The organism is Bradyrhizobium sp. P3_C3 (assembly GCF_056402655.1).
Genome location: NZ_JBFUGY010000004.1, coordinates 102,216 through 121,966, shown reverse-complemented (window position 1 = coordinate 121,966; position 19,751 = coordinate 102,216). Strand labels below are relative to the sequence as shown.

The 19,751-nt window shown below is 60.1% G+C and carries 22 protein-coding genes and 1 pseudogene; 20 read left to right on the top strand and 3 right to left on the bottom strand.

From position 1 onward, the window contains the following. Nucleotides 1-8 precede the first annotated feature (8 nt). Nucleotides 9-791 (top strand): hypothetical protein, encoded by a 783-nt coding sequence (locus AC1DW2_RS06745; protein WP_477005517.1) that lies wholly within the window; start codon nucleotides 9-11, stop codon nucleotides 789-791. A gap of 347 nt (nucleotides 792-1,138) precedes the next feature. Here AC1DW2_RS06745 and AC1DW2_RS06740 read toward each other — a convergent pair whose 3' ends face one another. Continuing rightward, on the bottom strand, nucleotides 1,139-1,645 hold the full coding sequence (locus AC1DW2_RS06740) for an NUDIX domain-containing protein (protein WP_477005516.1): 507 nt from the start codon (nucleotides 1,643-1,645) through the stop codon (nucleotides 1,139-1,141). A gap of 481 nt (nucleotides 1,646-2,126) precedes the next feature. On the opposite strand from AC1DW2_RS06740, the gene AC1DW2_RS06735 reads away from it, so the two are divergent. From AC1DW2_RS06735 to AC1DW2_RS06705, 7 genes and pseudogenes are all read left to right on the top strand, one after another. Next, on the top strand, nucleotides 2,127-2,501 hold the full coding sequence (locus AC1DW2_RS06735) for a hypothetical protein (RefSeq protein ID WP_477005515.1): 375 nt from the start codon (nucleotides 2,127-2,129) through the stop codon (nucleotides 2,499-2,501). 231 nt (nucleotides 2,502-2,732) lie between these two features. Then, complete coding sequence (locus tag AC1DW2_RS06730; protein WP_477005514.1) at nucleotides 2,733-2,903, top strand: hypothetical protein; 171 nt, start codon at nucleotides 2,733-2,735, stop codon at nucleotides 2,901-2,903. Nucleotides 2,904-2,949: 46 nt separating this feature from the next. Next, entirely contained in the window at nucleotides 2,950-3,231 is a 282-nt protein-coding gene (locus AC1DW2_RS06725; protein WP_477005513.1) for a hypothetical protein, read from the top strand. Then, nucleotides 3,228-3,449 carry a hypothetical protein gene (locus tag AC1DW2_RS06720; protein WP_477005512.1) on the top strand — a complete coding sequence of 74 codons (222 nt, stop codon included), beginning with the start codon at nucleotides 3,228-3,230 and terminating at the stop codon, nucleotides 3,447-3,449. The genes AC1DW2_RS06725 and AC1DW2_RS06720 overlap by 4 nt, the downstream gene beginning before the upstream one ends. 35 nt (nucleotides 3,450-3,484) lie before the next feature. Beyond that, nucleotides 3,485-3,637: a hypothetical protein gene (locus tag AC1DW2_RS06715; protein WP_477005511.1), complete on the top strand. Its 153-nt coding sequence runs from the start codon at nucleotides 3,485-3,487 to the stop codon at nucleotides 3,635-3,637. Beyond that, the gene (locus AC1DW2_RS06710) at nucleotides 3,634-4,185 is read left to right on the top strand and encodes a hypothetical protein (protein ID WP_477005510.1); all 552 of its coding nucleotides are present in this window, start codon (nucleotides 3,634-3,636) and stop codon (nucleotides 4,183-4,185) included. The genes AC1DW2_RS06715 and AC1DW2_RS06710 overlap by 4 nt, the downstream gene beginning before the upstream one ends. A 24-nt stretch (nucleotides 4,186-4,209) precedes the next feature. After that, nucleotides 4,210-4,743 (top strand): annotated as a pseudogene (locus tag AC1DW2_RS06705) (tyrosine-type recombinase/integrase); the annotation flags it as partial. A gap of 712 nt (nucleotides 4,744-5,455) precedes the next feature. Here AC1DW2_RS06705 and AC1DW2_RS06700 read toward each other — a convergent pair. Then, nucleotides 5,456-6,385 (bottom strand): LysR family transcriptional regulator, encoded by a 930-nt coding sequence (locus AC1DW2_RS06700; protein WP_071909849.1) that lies wholly within the window; start codon nucleotides 6,383-6,385, stop codon nucleotides 5,456-5,458. A gap of 178 nt (nucleotides 6,386-6,563) precedes the next feature. Between AC1DW2_RS06700 and AC1DW2_RS06695 the strand changes: the two genes are divergently transcribed. The 11 genes from AC1DW2_RS06695 (at nucleotide 6,564) to AC1DW2_RS06645 (ending at nucleotide 16,360) form a co-directional block, all read left to right on the top strand. Next, on the top strand, nucleotides 6,564-7,445 hold the full coding sequence (locus AC1DW2_RS06695) for an HpcH/HpaI aldolase/citrate lyase family protein (protein ID WP_477005509.1): 882 nt from the start codon (nucleotides 6,564-6,566) through the stop codon (nucleotides 7,443-7,445). Continuing rightward, on the top strand, nucleotides 7,438-8,661 hold the full coding sequence (locus tag AC1DW2_RS06690) for a CaiB/BaiF CoA transferase family protein (RefSeq protein WP_085400549.1): 1,224 nt from the start codon (nucleotides 7,438-7,440) through the stop codon (nucleotides 8,659-8,661). Before AC1DW2_RS06695 ends, AC1DW2_RS06690 begins: the two co-directional genes overlap by 8 nt. Further along, nucleotides 8,658-9,599: an allantoinase PuuE gene (locus AC1DW2_RS06685; RefSeq protein WP_231143412.1), complete on the top strand. Its 942-nt coding sequence runs from the start codon at nucleotides 8,658-8,660 to the stop codon at nucleotides 9,597-9,599. Before AC1DW2_RS06690 ends, AC1DW2_RS06685 begins: the two co-directional genes overlap by 4 nt. After that, nucleotides 9,596-10,315 (top strand): cysteine hydrolase family protein, encoded by a 720-nt coding sequence (locus tag AC1DW2_RS06680; protein ID WP_231143411.1) that lies wholly within the window; start codon nucleotides 9,596-9,598, stop codon nucleotides 10,313-10,315. Before AC1DW2_RS06685 ends, AC1DW2_RS06680 begins: the two co-directional genes overlap by 4 nt. After that, on the top strand, nucleotides 10,312-11,556 hold the full coding sequence (locus AC1DW2_RS06675; RefSeq protein WP_231143410.1) for an ABC transporter substrate-binding protein: 1,245 nt from the start codon (nucleotides 10,312-10,314) through the stop codon (nucleotides 11,554-11,556). The genes AC1DW2_RS06680 and AC1DW2_RS06675 overlap by 4 nt, the downstream gene beginning before the upstream one ends. Nucleotides 11,557-11,608: 52 nt before the next feature. Continuing rightward, the gene (locus AC1DW2_RS06670) at nucleotides 11,609-12,496 is read left to right on the top strand and encodes a branched-chain amino acid ABC transporter permease (protein WP_477005508.1); all 888 of its coding nucleotides are present in this window, start codon (nucleotides 11,609-11,611) and stop codon (nucleotides 12,494-12,496) included. Next, nucleotides 12,493-13,374: a branched-chain amino acid ABC transporter permease gene (locus AC1DW2_RS06665; RefSeq protein ID WP_477005507.1), complete on the top strand. Its 882-nt coding sequence runs from the start codon at nucleotides 12,493-12,495 to the stop codon at nucleotides 13,372-13,374. The genes AC1DW2_RS06670 and AC1DW2_RS06665 overlap by 4 nt, the downstream gene beginning before the upstream one ends. Further along, nucleotides 13,371-14,117: an ABC transporter ATP-binding protein gene (locus AC1DW2_RS06660; RefSeq protein WP_477005506.1), complete on the top strand. Its 747-nt coding sequence runs from the start codon at nucleotides 13,371-13,373 to the stop codon at nucleotides 14,115-14,117. Before AC1DW2_RS06665 ends, AC1DW2_RS06660 begins: the two co-directional genes overlap by 4 nt. Continuing rightward, nucleotides 14,117-14,827, top strand: coding sequence for an ABC transporter ATP-binding protein (locus AC1DW2_RS06655; RefSeq protein ID WP_085400557.1), 711 nt, complete (start codon nucleotides 14,117-14,119; stop codon nucleotides 14,825-14,827). The genes AC1DW2_RS06660 and AC1DW2_RS06655 overlap by 1 nt, the downstream gene beginning before the upstream one ends. Nucleotides 14,828-14,869: 42 nt before the next feature. Then, nucleotides 14,870-15,628: an SDR family NAD(P)-dependent oxidoreductase gene (locus tag AC1DW2_RS06650; protein WP_071909857.1), complete on the top strand. Its 759-nt coding sequence runs from the start codon at nucleotides 14,870-14,872 to the stop codon at nucleotides 15,626-15,628. A gap of 168 nt (nucleotides 15,629-15,796) precedes the next feature. Continuing rightward, nucleotides 15,797-16,360, top strand: a complete 564-nt coding sequence (locus AC1DW2_RS06645; protein ID WP_477005505.1) for an HpcH/HpaI aldolase/citrate lyase family protein — start codon at nucleotides 15,797-15,799, stop codon at nucleotides 16,358-16,360. A gap of 588 nt (nucleotides 16,361-16,948) precedes the next feature. Here the strand turns inward: AC1DW2_RS06645 and AC1DW2_RS06640 are convergent. Further along, complete coding sequence (locus tag AC1DW2_RS06640; protein WP_477005504.1) at nucleotides 16,949-17,224, bottom strand: hypothetical protein; 276 nt, start codon at nucleotides 17,222-17,224, stop codon at nucleotides 16,949-16,951. Nucleotides 17,225-17,917: 693 nt separating this feature from the next. Between AC1DW2_RS06640 and AC1DW2_RS06635 the strand changes: the two genes are divergently transcribed. Further along, a complete protein-coding gene (locus tag AC1DW2_RS06635; protein WP_477005503.1) occupies nucleotides 17,918-19,705 on the top strand; it encodes a PHA/PHB synthase family protein in 1,788 nt (595 codons plus the stop codon). The last annotated feature ends 46 nt before the right edge of the window (nucleotides 19,706-19,751 follow it).

Here is a 19,751-nt window from a genome sequence, read left to right as displayed (position 1 = left end):
AGCATCAAATGAAGTCCATGCTGGACGACGGGTTCGCGGAAGAGCTCGCAAGCTTTGAGGAGCAGCTGTCGAACCTGCGCGAAGCGAGTGTCGTTCCTACGGCCCCGCCGGCCAGCATGAAGAGGTCTCCCGCCGCCCTGACAACGATTCAGGCGCATTGGCACTATGTGGCTTTCGTCGTTTTTCTGTTGGCAGCATCTATTAGTGTGGCTGCCTGGTGGCGGTCACCCTCCGTTGATACGGCAAGGATGACTGCCTCAGATCCAGCAGTTCTGATACGCGCCGCGCCGGACTCCGTCGCACCGACTGCAGTTGCACTGAGCTCCGAGTTGCAGCAGCAACTCCAACCGATGGCGCGCGATCTCGCTGCCTTGAGCCAAACAGTCGAACAACTCAAGGCGAGGCAAGAACAATTGATCCGCGACAATGACAATTTAGCGAGCCAACTCAAGGCGAGCCAAGAGGAGTTGGCACGCGACGACCGTATCATCGACCAGGTCAAGGCCAACCAGATCGAAATGGCACGCGAAAGCCTGACGCTTACCGAGCGGCTCAACGCAAGTCAGGAACAACTCGCCCGCGTTCTCGCCAACGCTTCAGAGCCAAAGGCGATGCCCGAAGCGCCGCCAAAAGTGAGCCCCGAAGAGCCAAAGGTGATGCCCGACGTACCGCTGCCGCGTCCGCGGCAGTCGGGCAATGTCGCCCAGACGCAAAGGCCGGCGCCAACCCAGGAGCGATCGCAGGCCAAGAAGCCGCAACCGTTATCGGCATGGCCATGGTCAGTGCGCTAAAGCGGATATCGACGTTCCATAGAAGCTGACGTCGCCAGCGATGGCAGTCGGCGAACTTGGGATGCGGCAATTCGGGCGGGTTCGGCAACGGCTGACGGGAAATATCGCTGGTTCGCCGTGGGACTTCTTCATAACTTCGGATGGACGAATCGCTTTAGGTCGGCGATTGCACTCCCGGGCTCGGTCAATACCAACTCGCAATGTCCGCGTGCCGGCAGAAGCGGACCGTCATTCCGGGCCACCGGATGTCTGCTTGTGGCCCAGGGCTGAACAGCGTTCCGGCTGTTAGCACGTCAGCTGTCTGAGTTAGACCGGACGCGCCCTGCGCTTGCTTCAGCGTTGCGCGGTCACTCTGAATGGCGGCCCGGCGCAATTGTCCTGCCAAGATACACGGCGACCGGCCCGGTCAGCGCCATGCCGCGCAACTCGCTCGGCGATATCAGCCGTGCGCCGATGATCTCGCGGTTGTCGAGATGTAACTCGGGCAGCCGATCCAGTCGTAGTTCAAAGAAATGCACATTATCTTTTCGCCCTTCCCAGAGGCCCCGGGCGTCGCCCACGGCGACCAGCGGGAACGCACCGGCGAGGCCGATCTCTTCTGCCAGCTCGCGGCGAGCCGCTACTTCAGGCGTCTCACCCTGCCGGACAGTGCCGCCGGGGAAGTTCCACTCGACCCTATACGACGAGCGCACCAGCAGCATCGCTTGACCGACGTAGACAGCCACAAGTGCCCCTTCATGCTGCTGGCGCCGCAGTCGCCACCAGATGCGGGCAAGCGGGAAACCGACGCGGTATGCTGTCCGCCAGGCAGCGTCGAGAAGCGTGGAACGTCGAGTTTGTCCAAGGTCTGACATAGATCAACTTCTACTACCTTTGCCGGCAAGAGGGACAGCTTTTCGCCGGTACCGGATCTCGGACTGTTGTCCCAGCTACATCGTGTGGTGACCCTGAAGCGAGCCCTCGAGATTCAAACGACGCCCACTCCACATTGGAGCGAGCCGACCAGGTGACCGAATAGCACCTGCCTGCTTGCGGCGCTCTTGAGCTCCGCGCGCCTTGACCGGCAATTGCTCGCTTGTCCTACTTTTCTGTAGGGGCTGTGGATGACTAAGAGTGGCCCGACGCGCAAAAAAACTGAAATGGTGCAGGTACTTGCATTTTCATTTTTGTTGACGCCGATCGGACGTGGCAGATAATCCGATTGCCGCTCGTGCAGCGACTTGGCTTTCGCAGGGCCGATTTTTCCCAAGGAGACCACCAACAGTGACCGGTTGACGCTGCTCGCAGCGCCGCCGCTGAAAGTGCTGTTCAGGAGTCTCAACAGGGAGAATGACAATGACCAAATCTGCGAAGACCACGCCTAAGACTACATCGCCCCGCCGCGCAAAGCGCGGCACTACGCCCGCGAAGGCGAATTCCGACGCCGCACTGGACGCCGCACTGCTCGCGACCGTCAGGCGCCACGAGCAGCTGTGGAGGCGTATGGACGATCTCGTTGCCAGTGGTGGCGACGACGCTACGGACACGCCGGAGTACCAGGCCGCTAGCCAGGAGGCGATGGATCTCGAATTCGAGATCGTCCTGATCCCGGCACATACGCGGCGAGGACTCGCCGGAAAGCGCCGTGTGATGGGACAGAGCTCCTTCGAGGACAATTGCGGCTTCTTCGATTGGGTTCTCGACCGTGACGCCGAGCGCGTCGCCGGCTGATCCAAACCCCACAAATCAGCCAAGGGCCCGCCGATCACCCGGCTGGCCTCAACTTTTCGTGGGTTATTGCGGAGACCAGTCCAGCTCCTCACCAAGGAAATTTCTGTAGCGCATTACCGATTTCGTGGTGCCCTTGATTATCCCGCAGGAACGGCTGCCCTTGTTCTGCCGTGCGATGCAAATCAATATTCCGCATAGGCTTTGTCAACATTGTCGACATAGGAGGCCGGTGTGAATCAAGCGCAAGACACGTCAATGCTGACCATAAAGGTCGCCTCTGACGTGCGTCAGAAACTGCAGGAGTGGGCTGCTCGCAACCTGTCATCAATGACCACCGAGCTGAACAGGTCCGTTCGGGAGCGAGCCGAGCGCGAGCAGGCCGAGAAGGCGGTGCAGGCGTGAGATTACCGCGTCGGCCGGATGCCGGCATAACCACGGGAGTGCCATCGTGGCCAAGATCACGACCTCACGTCAGGAGCTAAAGACCTTCGTCGACGAAGCGCAATTCTGTCTCGGCGTCCTCCTTACTGAAGCCGACGACGATCCGTTCGAGCTAGTGTTGGAATACCTGGAGGAGCTTGCTGACGCCCAACACGATAGCACCCGACGCAACCTCGCGCGTCGAATGCGAGATCAGGTCATGATAGCCGTGCGGCTCGGCATTGCGGGATGGATGAAGTACGGCGCCTTTGATGAGCTGATCGATTCGGAGATGGAGGTGGCGCAATGAGCGAAAAGCAGTCAGGCGCCGAAGGTTGGTTAGAGTATTACCGGCGCCTCTTGGAGGCTGAGAACAAGCTAGTTCGCATCCGTGTGCCGGATGGCATCAGCCACGTAATCCTGATGGATGGCACTTCGCTGCTCGTGCCACCCGATCGCATCATTAGTGTTTCGCAGGCTGATGCCGCCGCACTTGGTGCGCGCGGCTGGGAACGGCTAATGGACTGATGTCCCGTGCCGCCCAACGCTTCCGGCAATCCGACTTGGTCAAAGCGATCAAGGCCGCGGTGGCTGCCGGCCTGTCGGTCGCGCGGGTCGAGGTCTCGCCGGAGGGGCGCATCATCGTGATTGCCGGCAAGCCTGGGCAGGGGCAGGATGTCGACCATTCGACTAACGAATGGGACAGCGTCAGATGACGAAGCAGCGGCTTCCGAAACACGTACAGGCCTACGTCACGCCCTGGGGCAAGCAGGTCTATTACCTTCGGAAGCCGGGGCGTCCTAAGATCAGGATTCAAGTTGCCGATGATGTCCTGCCGTGGTCGCCGGCATTCATGGCCGCGCTGGAGGCTGCCAGCACCAAGTTGCCGGCCAACCAGAAACAGATCGTTGACCGGCCGCCGGCGGGCGGCACCGTCAATGCAGCGCTGATCGGCTATTACGACAACGCGGTCTTCAAGGCGCTGGGCAAGACAACGCAGAAGAACCGGCGCGCCATCCTCGAACGGTTGATTCGCGCGGAGCATGGCGACAAGCGCACCCATATGATGCACGCTCAGGCGGTGCAGATCATCACCGGGAAGCTGACGCCGTTCGCGCAACGCAATTTCAAAAAGGCGATGCGTCATTTCGTAAAGTACTGCATCGGTCTCGGACTGATGACGGTAGATCCGCTGACCGGGTTGCAGTTGACGGACAAGCCGAAGTCGAAGGGCTTTCACGCCTGGGCCGACGACGAGATCTAGCAGTATCGCAAGCGCCACCCGGCCGGCACTAAGGCACGGCTTGCGCTCGAGGTGCTCCTACAAACCGGGCACGCCCGCAGCGATGTCGTCCGCATGGGTGACCAGCGCGTCAAGAGCGGGCGCCTCGCCATGGCCAGACAGAAGACCGGCACCGAGTTCTCTATCCCGCTGTTGCCCGAACTTGTGGCCGAGCTTGCACTGCATCGGCGCGACGGCGCCGTGGCATCAATGGTGTGGCTCACCACTGAGCGCGGGACGCCGTTCGGTAGCGCTGCATCGTTCGGGAATTGGTTTGCCGATCGCTGTCGTGAGGCAGGCGTCCCTGGTCGCGCCCACGGGCTGCGCAAGGCCAACGCAATCAGGCTCGCGCTACTTGGCGCGACCCCTTATGAACTGATGGCGTGGCATGGGTGGAAGACTATCAAAGAGGCGCAAGAGTATGTCGAGCAGGCCAACAGGATGAAGCTGGCAGACAACGCTGCGGCAAAGCTCATTTCAGGAACAAAGGTTGTCTCAGTGGCCGACCCGCTGAGCCAAAAAATAGAAAAAAAGCAGTAACATCAAAGGGGATATGACGGTGTAGCGATCCCAGCAGGACTCGAACCTGCAACCAGACCGTTATGAGCGGCAGAATATCGGTCAGCTTCGTGATTTTCCCGCGTTTTGTTCGAGTCCAATTGCTTTCGTTACGTTTGGTTGACGCCGTTTCCGGTGCGAAACTGGTGCGGTGCCTCTGGACCCCGACTGCTAGACGTCTCTGTGTATTGAGACCTCGCTCACCGATCGACGCGCGGATCCCCGCTTCGTCGTGATCGGCCCGGAGTCGCAAACCCGATGACCGGCAACTATTAGCGCAGATCCGTCGAACAGTTCCTGGCTATCACTTTGCGTGACCGACCACGCTCCTATCTCGCTCGGGTGTGGACCAGGAGGGCACGGTGGAGCCTTCCAATGTGTTCAAGCCACCCTCGCGAGCGTACTCGCCAGCCCTGGAATAAGGGAAGGATCGTCAGTCAAAAGCGACCTTGAAGCCGAAAGAGGTCTAGACGATCCCTGTCGGGTTTCAAAGGAGTGACCGGTCGCAAGAAAACGGCAGGAGATGGTATCGTTACCATGGGGCAGTGCAAATTCGAGCTTTCATCCAGACTAGCTCAGCGAAGCTGGGCCGGAGAACAAAGCGATGTTTCGAAGGCAAAAGGGCAGATCGCACGCGCATGTTGGCGTAGATTGCGACGGGCTGTCGAATGCGCATTTGCAACGCGAGAAGCCCTCAAGCCAACCTAGCTCCAAGCCACTGACCGCCAGTCACCAATTCCCGGGCAGCCTCTTCCACTACTGCCACCACGGTGGCCGCTGCTGGAGATAAGGCTGCTCCCGCCGCCTGGCACAACACAATGGTACGATGGCAGCCCCCCTCCGCGAAGGGCATCGCCCGAATACGGCCCTGGTCGGCATCCATGCGAATGCAGCCGCCTGGCAGCAGCGAGACGCCAAGCCCGGCTTGTACGCATTGCGTGATCAGGGCGATGGCGTCGACTTCGTGTTTGACGTTGAGCGGCAGGGAGCGGGCGCGAAAATGTCCTTCTGCCGTATGGCGAAGGCCATTGCCGACCGAAGGAAGGATAAACTCGTGCACCGAAGCATCCAGGAAGGAGATATGGGTCTGACGGGCACTCAGGTCGGCTGAGGTCGGTCCGACAAAAAGAAGCTCCTCTTTCAGAAGTTGCTGGCAGTGCAGGCCCGATGCTGAGCGCGGTTCTGCCATTACGGCGAAATCCAACTTTCCCGCTCGGATATCGTTAACCAGCAAATGGGTGTGCTCTTGCTTCAGCTCCAGGCGAACATCGGGATAACGCGCCGTAGTGAGCTGCAACAGTGGCAAGGCGAGCACCGTCATCAAGCTGTGCGGTAGTCCGACGGTCACTACACCCGACGGTCGTTCGATCGATTTGCGTACATCGTGCCGGGCCCGGTCGAGTTGTTTAAAGACAATCTGACAGTGCTCGTAGAGCCTGGCCCCTGCTTCCGTCATAGCAACACCCTTGGCCGAGCGTTGCAAAAGCACTGCACCTAGTTCTTGTTCGAGCGACTGGATGCTCTTGGTCAAGGCAGGCTGGGCTACGTGAAGACTCGCAGCCGCTTTGCTGATGCTTTTGGCCTCGACGACGTCGACAAAATATCGAAGCTTGCGAAGATCCATCGCTGCACGCTTTAGTTGTTTAAGGCCATTCCTTGCAGGAATGCCCCTCTAACAACATTATATTTGCCGAACAAGCAATCTAAGGATGGAATGACGCGGCTTTCCGGAAAAGCCAACGCGAAAACGGGGGCTCGCTGGACGGCGAGGTATAACCCGCTCTCATAGGTAGGTCGTGGCGATGTCTGCTACCCGTTCCCCGTCGATGCGAAGCAAGCTCTTCGTACCGGGTTCCCGTCCCGAGTTGTTCGACAAAGCGTGGCAATCGGCCGCCGATGCAATCTCGTTTGATCTCGAAGATGCCGTGGCGGAAGACCGCAAGATCGAAGCGCGCGACTACGTCGCGAGGGCGCTTGAACGTCGCACAACGTCGGGAAAGGTTGTGATTGTCCGCATCAATCCCTGGGGCGAGCCTTTCTTTGCCAACGATCTTGAGGCGGTCGTGCGACCCGGCCTCGACATCGTCAATCTTCCGAAGGTCGAAAGTGCCGAAACGATCCTGGAGACGGCGCGCCTCCTCGATCGGCTCGAGCGCGAAAACGGTATCGGCCGCCGCGTTGGCATTCTCGCCAATATCGAAACCGCCCGAGGCCTTCGTGTGGCGGCCGAGATCTCGTTGTCCCATGAGCGGGTTATCGGCTTGCAGCTGGGCTTCGGCGATCTGTTCGAACCACTTGGAGTCGAGCGTAGTCCGCTTGCGTTGGCACCGGTGCGGCTGGCTGTCCGGCTTGCCGCTGCCGAAGCCGGTATCGACGCCTTTGACGGAGCATTCGTCGGCGTGGCGGATGGCGAAGCGTTCCGTATGGATGCTGAAGCCGGCCGCGCGTTAGGTCTTGCGGGAAAGAGTTGTATCCATCCCAGTCAGATCGACATCGCCAACGCGGTATTCTTTCCGCGCCCCGCGGAAATCGAAAATGCGCGGCGCATCGTCGCCAAAGCCGAAGAGATGCTCGCGCGCGGGGTCGGGGCGTTCATGGTCGATGGCGTCATGGCCGATGGACCATTTATCGACCGGGCCCACGCAGTGCTGAGAATCGTCGAAGGGGCGGCCCACCATGCCTGAAACGATGAAAACCGAACGCGCCATGCCTGCAGCCGCAGGCCCTCTGAAGGGTTTGCGCGTCATTGATTGCGCGACGCTGTTCGCGGGGCCGATCATCTCGACGCTCATGGGCGATTTCGGGGCCGACGTCATCAAGATCGAGCACCCGAGCGGCGATCCGTTACGGAACATGGGCGCCAAAAAAGAAGGGCACGGCCTCTGGTGGAAGACCACTGGGCGCAACAAGCGTTGCATCGCGCTCGATTTGAAGACCGCCGCGGACGCCGAGATCTTCAAGGCGATGATCGTCGACGCGGATATTCTCGTGGAGAATTTCCGAACCGGAACGCTTGAAGGTTGGGGGCTTGGCTGGGACGTGCTCTCAAAGATCAATCCCCGGCTTGTGATGGTGCGGGTGACCGGCTTCGGCCAGACCGGGCCGTATAGCCGACGCGCTGGCTTTGGCACGCTGGCGGAGGCGATGTCCGGCTTCGCCCATATAACCGGCCAGCCCGATGGCCCGCCGACTTTGCCGCCATTTGGGCTCGCCGACGGCATTGCGGCCTATTACGGCTGCTTTGCGGCGATGTTCGCGATTTACGAACGTGACATCGGCGGCAGCGGCAAGGGCCAGTATATTGATCTTGCCATTTACGAACCAATCTTTGCCTTGCTGGGACCGCAACCGATCATCTTCGACCAGCTCGGTGTGATCCAGAACCGCACTGGAAATCGTTCGGTCAACAATGCGCCGCGCAATGCCTATCGTACGCGTGAGGGGCGCTGGGTGGCGCTTTCGGCGGCGACACCCAGTATCGTCAAGCGTGTGCTCGACCTGACGGGGGGCCCGGGTACGGCGGATGATCCGCGCTTCCAGACCAACCTCGACCGCATCAAGCATGTCGAGGAGATAGATCGGATCGTCGGTGGCTGGATCGCCAAACATGATCTGCCCCAAGTCCTCGAGACCTTTGAGCGTGTCGAGGCCGCGATTGCGCCAATCTATGATGTTGAGCAAATCTTCGGCGATCAGCAATATATCGCGCGAAACTCGGTGGTCTCGGTACCGGACGAGGATCTCGGCCCGGTGCGGATGCAGAACGTCTTCCCGGTGATGTCGCGCACGCCCGGCGCTATCCGTCGCACCGGCGCACGGATCGACCAGGATCGCGACGAGATCATTGATGAGTTGCGGGCCGCAGGCCGGCTCCCTGCACAGGGAGAGGACAGAGCATGACAGGCGTCTGGCGGCCAAGTTCCGAACATCCGCGTGATTTCGTAGGTTACGGCCGAAAACGCCCCGATCCGCGCTGGCCTGGCAACGCCCGGATCGCCGTGAATTTTGCGATCAACTATGAAGAAGGGTCGGAATACAGCGTTCCCGACGGCAGCGGTCGTACCGAGCTTGGCCTTGCCGAGGCCCCGGGCGGGCGGGTGCCGGCCGGACAGCGCGACCTCGCATTCGAGACCATGTACGAATATGGCAGCCGGGTCGGAATCTGGCGGCTGTTCGATCTATTCCAGGAACGGCAGTTGCCCGCAACGGTGTTTGGCTGTGCTGTCGCGCTGGAACGCAATCCGCAGGTAGCGGAGGCCATCGCTGCTTCGAATTTCGATGTCTGTTGTCATGGCTGGCGCTGGGAAGAGCATTTCCGCCTGAGCGAAGAGGAAGAGCGAGAGCGCATCGCGCGCGCGGTTGCTTCTATCGAGCGCACGACCGGCAAGCGGCCGCTCGGCTGGTATTGCCGTTTCGGGCCGAGCGAGAATACGCGCCGCCTTATCGTCGAGGAGGGCGGCTTCCGCTACGATTCGGACGCCTACAATGACGAGCTGCCTTATTGGGTCGAGGTCGAGCGCAAGAACCATCTTGTCGTGCCCTACACGATGGATGCCAATGACGGAAAGTTCGCGGCTCCCTCCGGCTTTTCGGCGCCCGACGATTTTGAGGGCTATCTGAAGTCGACTTTCGACCAGCTTTACAGGGAAGGCGCCGAGAAGCCCGGGCTGATGTCAATCGGCCTTCATCCGCGCATCACGGGACGGCCGGCAAGGGCGCGAGCTCTGGCGAACGTCCTCGACCACATCCTCAAGCATGACCGCGTTTGGGTCTGCAGGCGCCTTGATGTCGCCGAGCATTGGCACGCCCACCACGCACCCTCCGAGGATGACCGATGAACAACACAACCGGCACGCAGATCTGGGATAGCTATTTGGGTGAGGCCGACCGCGCCGTATTGGCGAGAGGGCGGTTTGCACAGCGGATGGGTTTCGGCGTGAGGCCCGCAATCGTAGTCATCGACGCGCAACGCTACATGGTCGGCGAGCGCGGCATTCGCGACGAGCGCTATCCCTCGTCCTGCGGTGAAATAGGATGGGCGGCGGTCGATCGGATCGCGACCATCCTGGATGCCGGACGAGCGGCGGGCGTTCCGGTGTTCCTGACCCGCTTCGCCCTCGACGCCAGCGGCAATGATATTGGTGTCTATGGTCGCAAGCGCGCCTTCATGAAGGAGCGCGATGACTGGTGCATCGACGGAACGATGGGCGCTGAATTGCTGCCCGAGGTCGGACCCAAGCCAGGAGATATCGTCTTCGTGAAGAAGAAGCCGAGCGGTTTCCACGGGACGCCACTGCTCGGTTATCTGGTCGAACGCAATATCGACACCGTGATCGTGCTCGGCGGTGCAACCAGCAATTGCGTGCGCGCTACCGTCTTCGACGCCGCTTCCTACAATTACCGCGCGATCGTTCCGGCCGACGCGGTGTTCGACCGGTTGCCGATCTCGCACGCGATCAGCCTCTTCGACATGGATCGGCAATTCGCCGACGTGACGGATGCGGCCACCGTCATCGCCAGACTGCAGAAATACAGCAAGGGGGATAGACAATGAAACGTCTCGTATTGGCGGCTCTCGTGTTCGCCGCATCGACCTTCTCCGCGGACGCGCAAGAAACATGGCGCATCGGGGCACTCTACCCGCTGACAGGCGGCCTGGCGCTGCTCGGTAATGAGAACCTTAATGGCGCGCGTATTGCCGTTGACATGATCAACGAGAAAGGCGGCATCGCCGGCAAGAAGGTCGAACTCGTCCAGGGCGACGCCTCGACCCCGGACAAGGCTCAGTCGGAGGCCGAGCGCCTGTCCTCACTTGAGAATTTGCAGATCATCACCGGTACGTATTCGAGCGGGCTGTCTTACGCAGCAAGCCAGGTGGTGGAGCGCCGCGGCGGGATATATTGGGAGACCGGCGGCATCGCCGACGGTTTGACCAAGCGCGGTTTCAGCGGCTATTTCCGCCTCGTGTTCACGGCGAGCTCGAACGGTCAGCTTGCCGCCAGTCTCGCCGCGAGCGCCATTGCACCACGCCTTGGCAAGAAGCCTGCCGATCTCAACATGCTCATCGTTCACGAGGATTCGGATTACGGTACCTCAGTCGCGACCGCGGCCGAGACCAAGGCCAAGGAACTCGGCTTCAAGGTCGCGGGGCGTCTGCCGTACAAGGCCGCGACCACCGATCTCGCCCCGCTCGTGCTGCGCATGAAGGCGAGCAACGCTGACATCGTCATCGCCTCGTCCTATGCCAATGACGCGCTGCTAATCCAACGCCAGATGAAGCAACTCGGCATCAATGTCGGGGCTTTCATCGGTACCGGTGGCATTTACGGTCTGGCGAGCTTCGGTGAAGGATTGGGGAGCGCCGTCAATGGAATCTTCGACACTGAGGGGTCGGCGGGGATCAATCCGGCGTCGCTCTCAGATGAGGCGCGAACGCTGCTCGCCGAGTTTCAGAAACGCTTCCAGGCCAGTCAGGGCAAGGCGCCATCCTATGTCGGCACCCAGGGCTTTGTCGGTACCTACATTTTGCTCGACAAGGTGCTGCGTACGGCGGGCGTGACGGATCCCGCCAAGCTGAAGGAGGCCGCGTTGGCGCTCGACATTCCCGCCGGCGGCACCTCGCTCGGCTGGGGCGTCAAGTTCGTCCGGCCGGGTAGCGAGATGCAGGGGCAGAACGAGCGTTCCTTCCCGGTCGCGCAGCAATGGCAGGATGGAAAGCTCGTCGTGGTGGCGCCGGATAACCTCAAGACCGGCGATCCGGTGCTGGTGCCGCTCCGGACCTGGGACAAGCGCTGATCTGGCCGCGGTGGCTGGCAATGCCAGTCATCGTCCATAGCCTGGATACGAGATGCTGGACATCCTTCCTCAATTGCTTGTCTCGGGCCTGCTCATCGGCGGTGTCTACGGATTGCTATCGATCGGCCTGACATTGATCTTTGGTGTCCTGCGAATCGTCAATTTCGCGCAAGGCGAGTTCATCATGCTCGCCATGTTCGGCGCCTTCTGGCTTAACACGCTTTGGGGGATCGACCCCTATGCATCTATCCTTATCGTCACACCGGTTCTGTTCGGGCTTGGCTTGCTCGCCGAACGCGTGGTGATCAAGCCGATCCTGCACGCGCCACATGCGATGCAGATATTCGCGACCTTTGGCCTATCGGTAGTGCTTCAGAACGTTGCCCTTACCTTCTGGGGCCCTGACTACCGTTCGGTTCAGACGACCTATTCGTCGCAATCCCTAATCGTCGGGAATGTTGCCATCTCCGTGAGCTCACTTTACGCCTTCATCGTCGCCTTTCTGATGGCGGGAGCGTTGATCGCGTTTTTGCAATTCTCGCGCGACGGCAAGGCACTGCGCGCCATGGTGCAAAACCGGTATGCTGCTTCGCTGATGGGGGTGAACACGGACCGGCTGAACCGGCTGGCGTTCGGCGCCGGCGTTGCCTGTGCGGCGGTGGCAGGCTGCATCCTGACGCCGATGTTCTATACGTTTCCGACCGCAGGGGTCGACCTGATCATCACTGCCTTTGTCGTTGTCGTTCTCGGCGGGCTCGGCAGCGTCGCCGGCGCTATGGTTGGAGGGCTGATCATTGGCGTCACCCAGACGCTGACAGGCTTCTACGTCTCGGTCGAACTCAAGGACGTCATCGCGCTTGTGCTGTTCATTCTGATTCTGTTGATCCGTCCTCAGGGACTATTCGGCCGCGCTGGCATGGAAGAGGTCGGCACCAAATGAGCGCGTTCTTCAATGACTACTACCTCAACATCGCCGTGATGACCTGTCTCTGGGCGGCCCTGTCCGGCGCCTGGAATTTGATGGCGGGTTATGGCGGACTGGTTTCGCTCGGACAGTCGGCGTTTTTCGGTATCGGCGCCTACATCACTGCGATTGCCTTCACCAGATACGGTGTTTCGCCCTGGCTGGGCCTGATCGCTGGTATCTTTGTTACGACCGGGGTTGCCGTCGCGATCAGCTGGCCTTGCTTTCGGCTGCGGGGAGCATTCTTCTCGCTCGCAACGCTGGTCTTCCCGATCGCGATGGAAATCGTCGCCAATAACTGGAGCGATCTCACGCGCGGTCCAAGCGGCATCGCGATCCCGTTCCAACCGGGTATCTCTACATTCATCTTCAGCTCGCGGTGGGCTTATCTCGTCGCGGCCTTCGCGCTGATGATGACAGTCTACGCGATCACCCGCTGGATGCATCGCGGCAGGCTCGGCCTCTATCTGATCGCTGTTCGTGACGACGAGGCAACGGCGGCCAGCATGGGTATTGAGACGGTCAAGGTAAAGTTAATCGTCACCATGATCAGTGCTGCACTCACAGCCGTTGGCGGCTTCTTCTATGCCCAGTACATCCTGTTCCTCGATCCGCCGAGCGTGTTCTCGATCAACATTTCAGTGCAGATCGCGCTTTTGAGCATCATTGGTGGGCTTGGCACACCGCTTGGCCCGATCGTGGGTTCGCTGGTGATGACTCCGCTCGATGGGGTGTTGAGCCAGTTCTTTGGCGGCGGGCCCCGGCTATTGATCTATGGCGCCGTGCTTCTCGGGACTGTGCTGTTGGCGCCCAGGGGTATCGTCGGCACACTCAAGGCATGGCGCCCCACATGACGGACACGGCCAGCCGATCTATTGGTAAGGAACTGTTGCGCGCGAGCGGGCTTGTACGCCGCTTTGGCGGACTCGTCGCCGTGAACGAGGTGTCGCTGAATGTGACCGACCGCGAGATCGTTGGGCTCATCGGTCCAAATGGCGCTGGCAAGACATCGCTGTTCAATATCCTGAGCGGTCAACTTGGGCCCGATTCCGGCAACGTCAGTTTCGCCGGCCAGGACATTACCGGTGCTTCTGCAAGTGTCTGCGCTCGCGCGGGCATTGGCCGTACGTTCCAGATCGTCAAGCCCCTCGTCAGCCTGACGGTGCATGAGAATGTCACCGTCGGCGCGCTGCTGAACTATCCGCTGGCGACGGCACGCGAAAAGGCCGCGGAGATCATCGGCCGCGTCGGCATGCGTTCGTTGCTCGACCGGCAGGCGGGCAGTCTGACCTTGGAGTCCCGCAAGCGGCTAGAACTCGCGCGCGCTCTCTCGATCGAACCAAGGATGTTACTGCTTGATGAGATACTCGCCGGGCTCAATGCTTCGGAAATCAACGAGAGCATTCATTTGATCCGCAGCTTTGCGCATCAGGACGGCCTCGCCGTCATCATGATCGAGCACAATCTGCATGCCGTAATGTCGCTTGCCGACAAGGTCGTAGTGCTCGACTACGGACGCAAAATCGCCGAGGGCAAGCCGGAGGTAGTGGTGCGAGACCCCGCTGTAGTGGCAGCTTATCTCGGAAGCGACGACTGATGGCGCTCGATGTAACCGATCTCAGTGCCGGCTATGGCGACGTTACCGTATTACGCGGCGTCACATGTTCGGTATCAACCAACAGCGTTGCTGCATTGCTCGGCGCCAATGGTGCGGGGAAGACCACCACGCTGAACGCGATCTCCGGCCTGCAAGCGAATGTCTCCAGCGGTACGGTCCGGCTCGAAGGCATCGATATTACGCGTATGCCGGCCCATGAGCGCGTCGAGGCGGGCATCGCGCATGTTCCGCAGGGTCGCCAACTCTTCGCCTTCATGAGCGTGCGCGAGAATCTTGAACTCGGAAGCTACGCACCGCGGGCGAGGGGACACGAGAAGGACGCGCTTGACCGGGTCCTTTCCATTTTTCCCCGGTTAAAGGAGCGGCTTGGCCAGCAGGCTGGGTCGCTGTCTGGCGGTGAGCAGCAGATGTGCGCAATCGCGCGCGGCCTGATGTCGAGGCCTCGCTACCTGCTGCTCGACGAGCCCTCGCTCGGCCTGGCTCCCATTGTGGTCAAGCAGGTTATGGCCGTCATCGGCCAGATTGTGGCACAAGGCATCGGCATTCTACTCGTCGAGCAGAATGTCGCCCTGGCCCTCAAGCAGGCGCAGTACGCTTACGTGCTGGAGCACGCCAGGATCGCGATCGAGGGCCCTGCCGCCGCTCTCCAAAACGATGATCGGGTCAGAAAGGCCTATCTCGGACTTTGAGCTCGCTGGCGAGTATCAAGTCACGGCAAAAAAGGGAAAACCATGGATCTTAAGCTCGCCGGCAAGGTCGCGCTCGTCACCGGTGCCAGCGTCGGCCTCGGCCGCGCGATCGCGCAGATGCTTGCTGAAGAGGGATGTCGTCTCGCAATCGTGGCCCGGCGAGAAGACCGCCTAAGAAATGTGGCGGACGAGATTGCGGCTTCTGGACGCGAGCGGCCGTTGATGATCGTCGCAGATGTCACACAGCACGACGCAGCCGCGCGTATCAGAGATGAGGTGCTTGCCGCTTTCGGCCGCCTCGACATCCTCGTCAACAATGCTGGCGGTTCGCGGCCATTCGACGGCCTAGGCACGCGTCAGCAATGGGATGAGGCTATGGCGCTTAATTTTCATGCCGGTCGGGAACTCGCCCATGCCTTCGTGCCCATGATGCAGGCTCAGAAATTCGGTCGGATCATTAATCTGACCGGAGGCGATGAGCCGTTGGCGTTGAATGGTGGCATTCCGCCCAATGGAGCCACCCATATCTGGGCAAAGTCGCTTTCCCGTGTTGTCGGCAAGGATGGGATCACGGTCAATTCGATCCCGCCCGGCCGGCTACACTCCGAGCAGATCGATCAGAAATTATTGCCGACCGAGGAATCTCAGCGCAAATGGGTCGCGGAGAATTGTCCTGCTGGCTATATCGGCGAGCCGGAAGATCTCGCAGTGCTTGTCGCCTTTCTTGCTTCGCCACTTGCCCGTTACATCACGGGCCAGGTAATCCACGTTGACGGAGGTGCGCGACGCTTCTCGCACTAGGTCAGGTTCGTGAATATTTGTCAGATCGAAGGCATGAACTCATTGCCACCGCCGTGACCGGCGTCGTCAAGAATATGTAGCCTAGTGGTCGTCCATCGCTTGTGCAGTTGCCAGGCCGTGGACAATGGTCCGCTGATGTCGAAACGACCGTGGATCAGGGCGCCGGGAATGCCGTTCAGCGACAGGGCGGCGCAGATGCATGCCCTGGATGCGGCGATCACCCATTGGGAACGAGAGCTTAAAATAGCAACGAACAGCACCGATATCCTGCCGGTCTGCGAAACGGCCCGCGGCGTGCTCGAGGTGCGTTCGATCGCCGCGAGCAGCCCCCGAATCCGGTGCGCCTTGCTGGGAGCGGAAGACCTCTCCAATGATCTGTGCGCCGAACGAGGCATTGACGCGGTCGAGCTGGACTACGCACGCCGGCGGTTCATCCTGGAAGCTCGCGCGGCCGGCATTGAACCGATCGATGCCCCTTATACGTTCAGCGACGTTGAAGGTGCGGTCCGCGAGGCTGCGTTCTCACGTCGTCTCGGCTATCGCAGCAAGTCCCTAGTGCGCCCCGCGCACGCGGTTGCGCTGAACGCGGTCTTTACTCCAAGCGCGGACGAGCTGGCGCGTGCGTCTGCAATTGTCGAGGGCTTCGATGCCGCGCGGAAGCGCGGCATCGACCGCGCCCAGATCGACGGGCTCTGGATTGAAGTGCCAACATATCGCAACGGCGCCGACTGATCGAGCGAGCAGAACGATTGGGATAAGGAGCCGGATGGGTCTCGCGCAGCCGACCAAGGCCATAGCGGAACCATCGTCTTGCAACTCGAACGGTGCTCGCCCGTTGCAGCCCGTCAGCAAAAGGCCGCAGCGGCTTGCGACGCTGCGGCCCCGCCGGGTCAAAAAAATACGTGAAATATGGTCCAGCCCCGGCGTCGACAAAGCTACGCCCGAGGTTTTTGCGCCGCAAATAGAATCGGTGCGTCGCTTACCGAACGAGATTAGCTGTTACCGCTGGACAACTAAAACCTCAGGAACCTTGACCTAGAGGTCGGTCGAGGCTTGCGGGTTAATTTAGGTCAACTATCTGGTGCGACAGGCTGCCGCGCCGACAAAGTCCTCCCTTATCGATTTCTCCAGTATGCTTGGCTTGCGCTCGGCGGGGCGTGCTTCACGAGGGATGGAGCGGCCCCGGCGCTTGCCAGCCCCTGCCGGGGTCGCTTCCCTAGTGAGAGTCCACGCTCATCCGAGCTGTGACACCGGCCGCAAGCGGCGCAACGGTATGTGCGCCAAGCCAAGAGAGCGACCTTCCGAGTGCGCAAAGCGACTTCAGTTGCGCAGCCGAACGCGCGACCGCTTGACGATGGACGATACGACCCGATCGTAGGTTTCTAGTGCTGCCTCGGTCGCCAACTTGACCATTTCGCGATAGGCGATTTCGTTCATTTGAGTGAAACGGTCCCGGATCGCTTCAGCCAACTCTTCATCGGTGACCGATGATCGATTTTGATCTGCTTTTTCCGTCAGGCGGCTATACAAATTGAGACGGTAGACCTCGGCCGAAATTCGCCAGGCCCAATCTTCGGGATTTAGCTGTTCTGTCATCACCGCAATGCAGGATCCGGAGGGTGGTAAGTCGTTGCAGCGGGGATCAGATAGCTGATGAAGATCGGTCTAAACACCAACCCATGGTTGGACCCATATGCTGCTCTGGTTGCACCGCTGTTGTTTGGGGCTTCGTAGACGATGTCCGCTATTGGTAACCTATTCCACACGCAAGCATCATCGCTTTAGTTGTTCCCTGGACTCCGCTGTGTGTCACCCTGGCGACCCAGCGTTCGGCGATCTGCTCAACCGATCCTCTCCGGTGTCGGCGAAGCGGCAGCGTATCCCTCCGATCGCCATACGCCTTCGCATGGGCCAGGTGCGATCGAGACCAATTATCGGCACGGTCCATTTGGGGCGGCCTCAGTGCTGACGAGGCAAAGGCGCGTCATAGACGTTGGACAACCTCTTACATTGGAACCGCAATCACAACCGCCCCAGCGGCGATCGGATATTTTGGCGGCCCTCGCGCCTAGACGCCCGGGTGACTTTTTGCAGAGCACAATATACTCGAATTTGTGCGGATCGCCGGACGAATCCAGGCATCTACATGTGATGCTCAACGTTGATCGCAGCACAAGGAAACTTGGCTTACGACCTCACGTTAATCCAGCCACCCGTGGGATCGACCGCCTCTTCGCTGGCCTTCGATCCCAGCGGTGCTACTCTTTCGAAAAACGGAGGGAGGAAGACATGGGAGATCGATCGACGCAACCTACGTGGGATCCTCTTGTTCTCGCCGGCCAACTGCACTCGGTCGCGAAGCAGAGCCAGTTGTTGATGCAGCGGTTCGCCACATCCCAAGCCGACGCCACGAAGGTCGGCATGGGAGACACCTCGACGCTCGGGTTTGATTTCGTCGATCTCATGACAAGAATGATGTCGGACCCGACGCCGGTGGCGAAGGCCCAGATCGACCTCTTCAACGAAAGCATGGCGGTTTGGAAATCGGCGGCAGAAAGCATGTGGCTGACGCGGCCTTGCGAGTCCGACAAACCCAAGGACAAGCGTTTCAAGCATCCCGACTGGACCGAGAACGCAGTCTTTAACTACGTGAAGGAAAGCTATCTGGTCGCCGCCAAGGCAATCCTTTCGACCGTCCGAGACGTCAAGGGCATGGACGACGCCACTGCTCGAAAGGTCGACTTCTACACGCGTCAGTTCGTCGACGCTATTTCTCCTTCGAACTTCGTCGCCACCAATCCGGAGGTGCTCAAAGCCACGCTGGAGACCGGAGGACAAAACCTGCTCCGCGGGCTGGACAACCTGCTTTCCGATCTCGGTCGTGGCGAGGGTCGCCTCTCCATCACGATGACCGACATGAAGGCTTTCCGGCTCGGCGAGAATATCGCAACGACTCCCGGGAAGATCGTTTTCCAGAACAACCTGATGCAGCTTATCCAGTACGCTCCTTCGACAAGCGACGTACGCAAGCGGCCTCTCCTCATTATCCCGCCGTGGATCAACAAGTTCTACGTCCTCGATCTTCAGCCGAAGAATTCGCTTATCAAGTGGGCGGTCGACCAAGGCCATACCGTCTTCGTCATCTCCTGGGTCAATCCAGACGAGAAGCTCGCTGAGAAGGGCTTCGAAGATTACATGCTCGAGGGTCCAGTCGCAGCCCTGGATGCAATAAAAAGGGCGACCGGCGAAGAGCAGGTCAATGCCATCGGATACTGTCTTGGGGGCACTCTGCTCGCCTCAACGGCCGCCTACCTGGCCGCGAACGAAGACGACAGGATAGCAAGCGCAACCTACTTCGTGACGCTGGTGGATTTCGCGGAAGTCGGTGATATGGCCGTCTTCATAGATCAGGAGCAGCTCGCAACGCTCGAAAGGCGCATGCGCGAGCGCGGATATCTCGACGCTCAGGATATGGCGACATCATTCAATATGTTGCGGGCCAACGACCTGATCTGGTCCTTCGTCGTGAACAACTACTTGCTCGGCAAGGAGCTGCTCCCGTTCGACCTACTGTTTTGGAACTCAGACTCCACACGGATGCCCGCTGCCATGCATTCATTCTACCTCCGGGCAATGTATCTGGAAAATCGTCTATCCAAGCCCGGCGGCATCACGCTCGCTGGCACCCCGATCGACCTGTCGCGGATCAAGATCCCGTCGTTCATCCTGTCCACGCGCGAGGACCATATCGCCCCATGGACGTCGACCTATGCGGCGACGCGTCTGTATTCCGGTCCCGTCAAATTCGTTCTGTCCGCCTCCGGACACATGGCGGGAGTCATCAGCGCACCGGGCAGCAAGTATGGCCATTGGACGAACGATAACTTGCCGCCTACCCCCGATCAGTGGTTCGCAGATGCAACCAGTCATCGGGACTCCTGGTGGCCCGTTTGGGACAAGTGGGTGAGCCGCCTGGATCATCAGCGCGTTCCCGCGCGCGAACCGGGCGGCGGCAACTTGCCGGTAATCGAGGACGCTCCTGGCTCCTACGTACGCGTGAGAGCGGTAGCATCCTAGCTGATCCGCACACGCGCAACCGCTCCGACGAAAATCGGTCGGCGGC

Bases quoted from the DNA above. Each gene is read 5' to 3' on its own strand.
- AC1DW2_RS06745 (WP_477005517.1), top strand. From the start codon at position 9: ATGAAGTCCATGCTGGACGACGGGTTCGCGGAAGAGCTCGCAAGCTTT.
- AC1DW2_RS06740 (WP_477005516.1), bottom strand. From the start codon at position 1,645: ATGTCAGACCTTGGACAAACTCGACGTTCCACGCTTCTCGACGCTGCC.
- AC1DW2_RS06735 (WP_477005515.1), top strand. From the start codon at position 2,127: ATGACCAAATCTGCGAAGACCACGCCTAAGACTACATCGCCCCGCCGC.
- AC1DW2_RS06720 (WP_477005512.1), top strand. From the start codon at position 3,228: ATGAGCGAAAAGCAGTCAGGCGCCGAAGGTTGGTTAGAGTATTACCGG.
- AC1DW2_RS06710 (WP_477005510.1), top strand. From the start codon at position 3,634: ATGACGAAGCAGCGGCTTCCGAAACACGTACAGGCCTACGTCACGCCC.
- AC1DW2_RS06700 (WP_071909849.1), bottom strand. From the start codon at position 6,385: ATGGATCTTCGCAAGCTTCGATATTTTGTCGACGTCGTCGAGGCCAAA.
- AC1DW2_RS06695 (WP_477005509.1), top strand. From the start codon at position 6,564: ATGTCTGCTACCCGTTCCCCGTCGATGCGAAGCAAGCTCTTCGTACCG.
- AC1DW2_RS06690 (WP_085400549.1), top strand. From the start codon at position 7,438: ATGCCTGAAACGATGAAAACCGAACGCGCCATGCCTGCAGCCGCAGGC.
- AC1DW2_RS06685 (WP_231143412.1), top strand. From the start codon at position 8,658: ATGACAGGCGTCTGGCGGCCAAGTTCCGAACATCCGCGTGATTTCGTA.
- AC1DW2_RS06680 (WP_231143411.1), top strand. From the start codon at position 9,596: ATGAACAACACAACCGGCACGCAGATCTGGGATAGCTATTTGGGTGAG.
- AC1DW2_RS06675 (WP_231143410.1), top strand. From the start codon at position 10,312: ATGAAACGTCTCGTATTGGCGGCTCTCGTGTTCGCCGCATCGACCTTC.
- AC1DW2_RS06670 (WP_477005508.1), top strand. From the start codon at position 11,609: ATGCTGGACATCCTTCCTCAATTGCTTGTCTCGGGCCTGCTCATCGGC.
- AC1DW2_RS06665 (WP_477005507.1), top strand. From the start codon at position 12,493: ATGAGCGCGTTCTTCAATGACTACTACCTCAACATCGCCGTGATGACC.
- AC1DW2_RS06660 (WP_477005506.1), top strand. From the start codon at position 13,371: ATGACGGACACGGCCAGCCGATCTATTGGTAAGGAACTGTTGCGCGCG.
- AC1DW2_RS06655 (WP_085400557.1), top strand. From the start codon at position 14,117: ATGGCGCTCGATGTAACCGATCTCAGTGCCGGCTATGGCGACGTTACC.
- AC1DW2_RS06650 (WP_071909857.1), top strand. From the start codon at position 14,870: ATGGATCTTAAGCTCGCCGGCAAGGTCGCGCTCGTCACCGGTGCCAGC.
- AC1DW2_RS06645 (WP_477005505.1), top strand. From the start codon at position 15,797: ATGCCGTTCAGCGACAGGGCGGCGCAGATGCATGCCCTGGATGCGGCG.
- AC1DW2_RS06640 (WP_477005504.1), bottom strand. From the start codon at position 17,224: ATGACAGAACAGCTAAATCCCGAAGATTGGGCCTGGCGAATTTCGGCC.
- AC1DW2_RS06635 (WP_477005503.1), top strand. From the start codon at position 17,918: ATGGGAGATCGATCGACGCAACCTACGTGGGATCCTCTTGTTCTCGCC.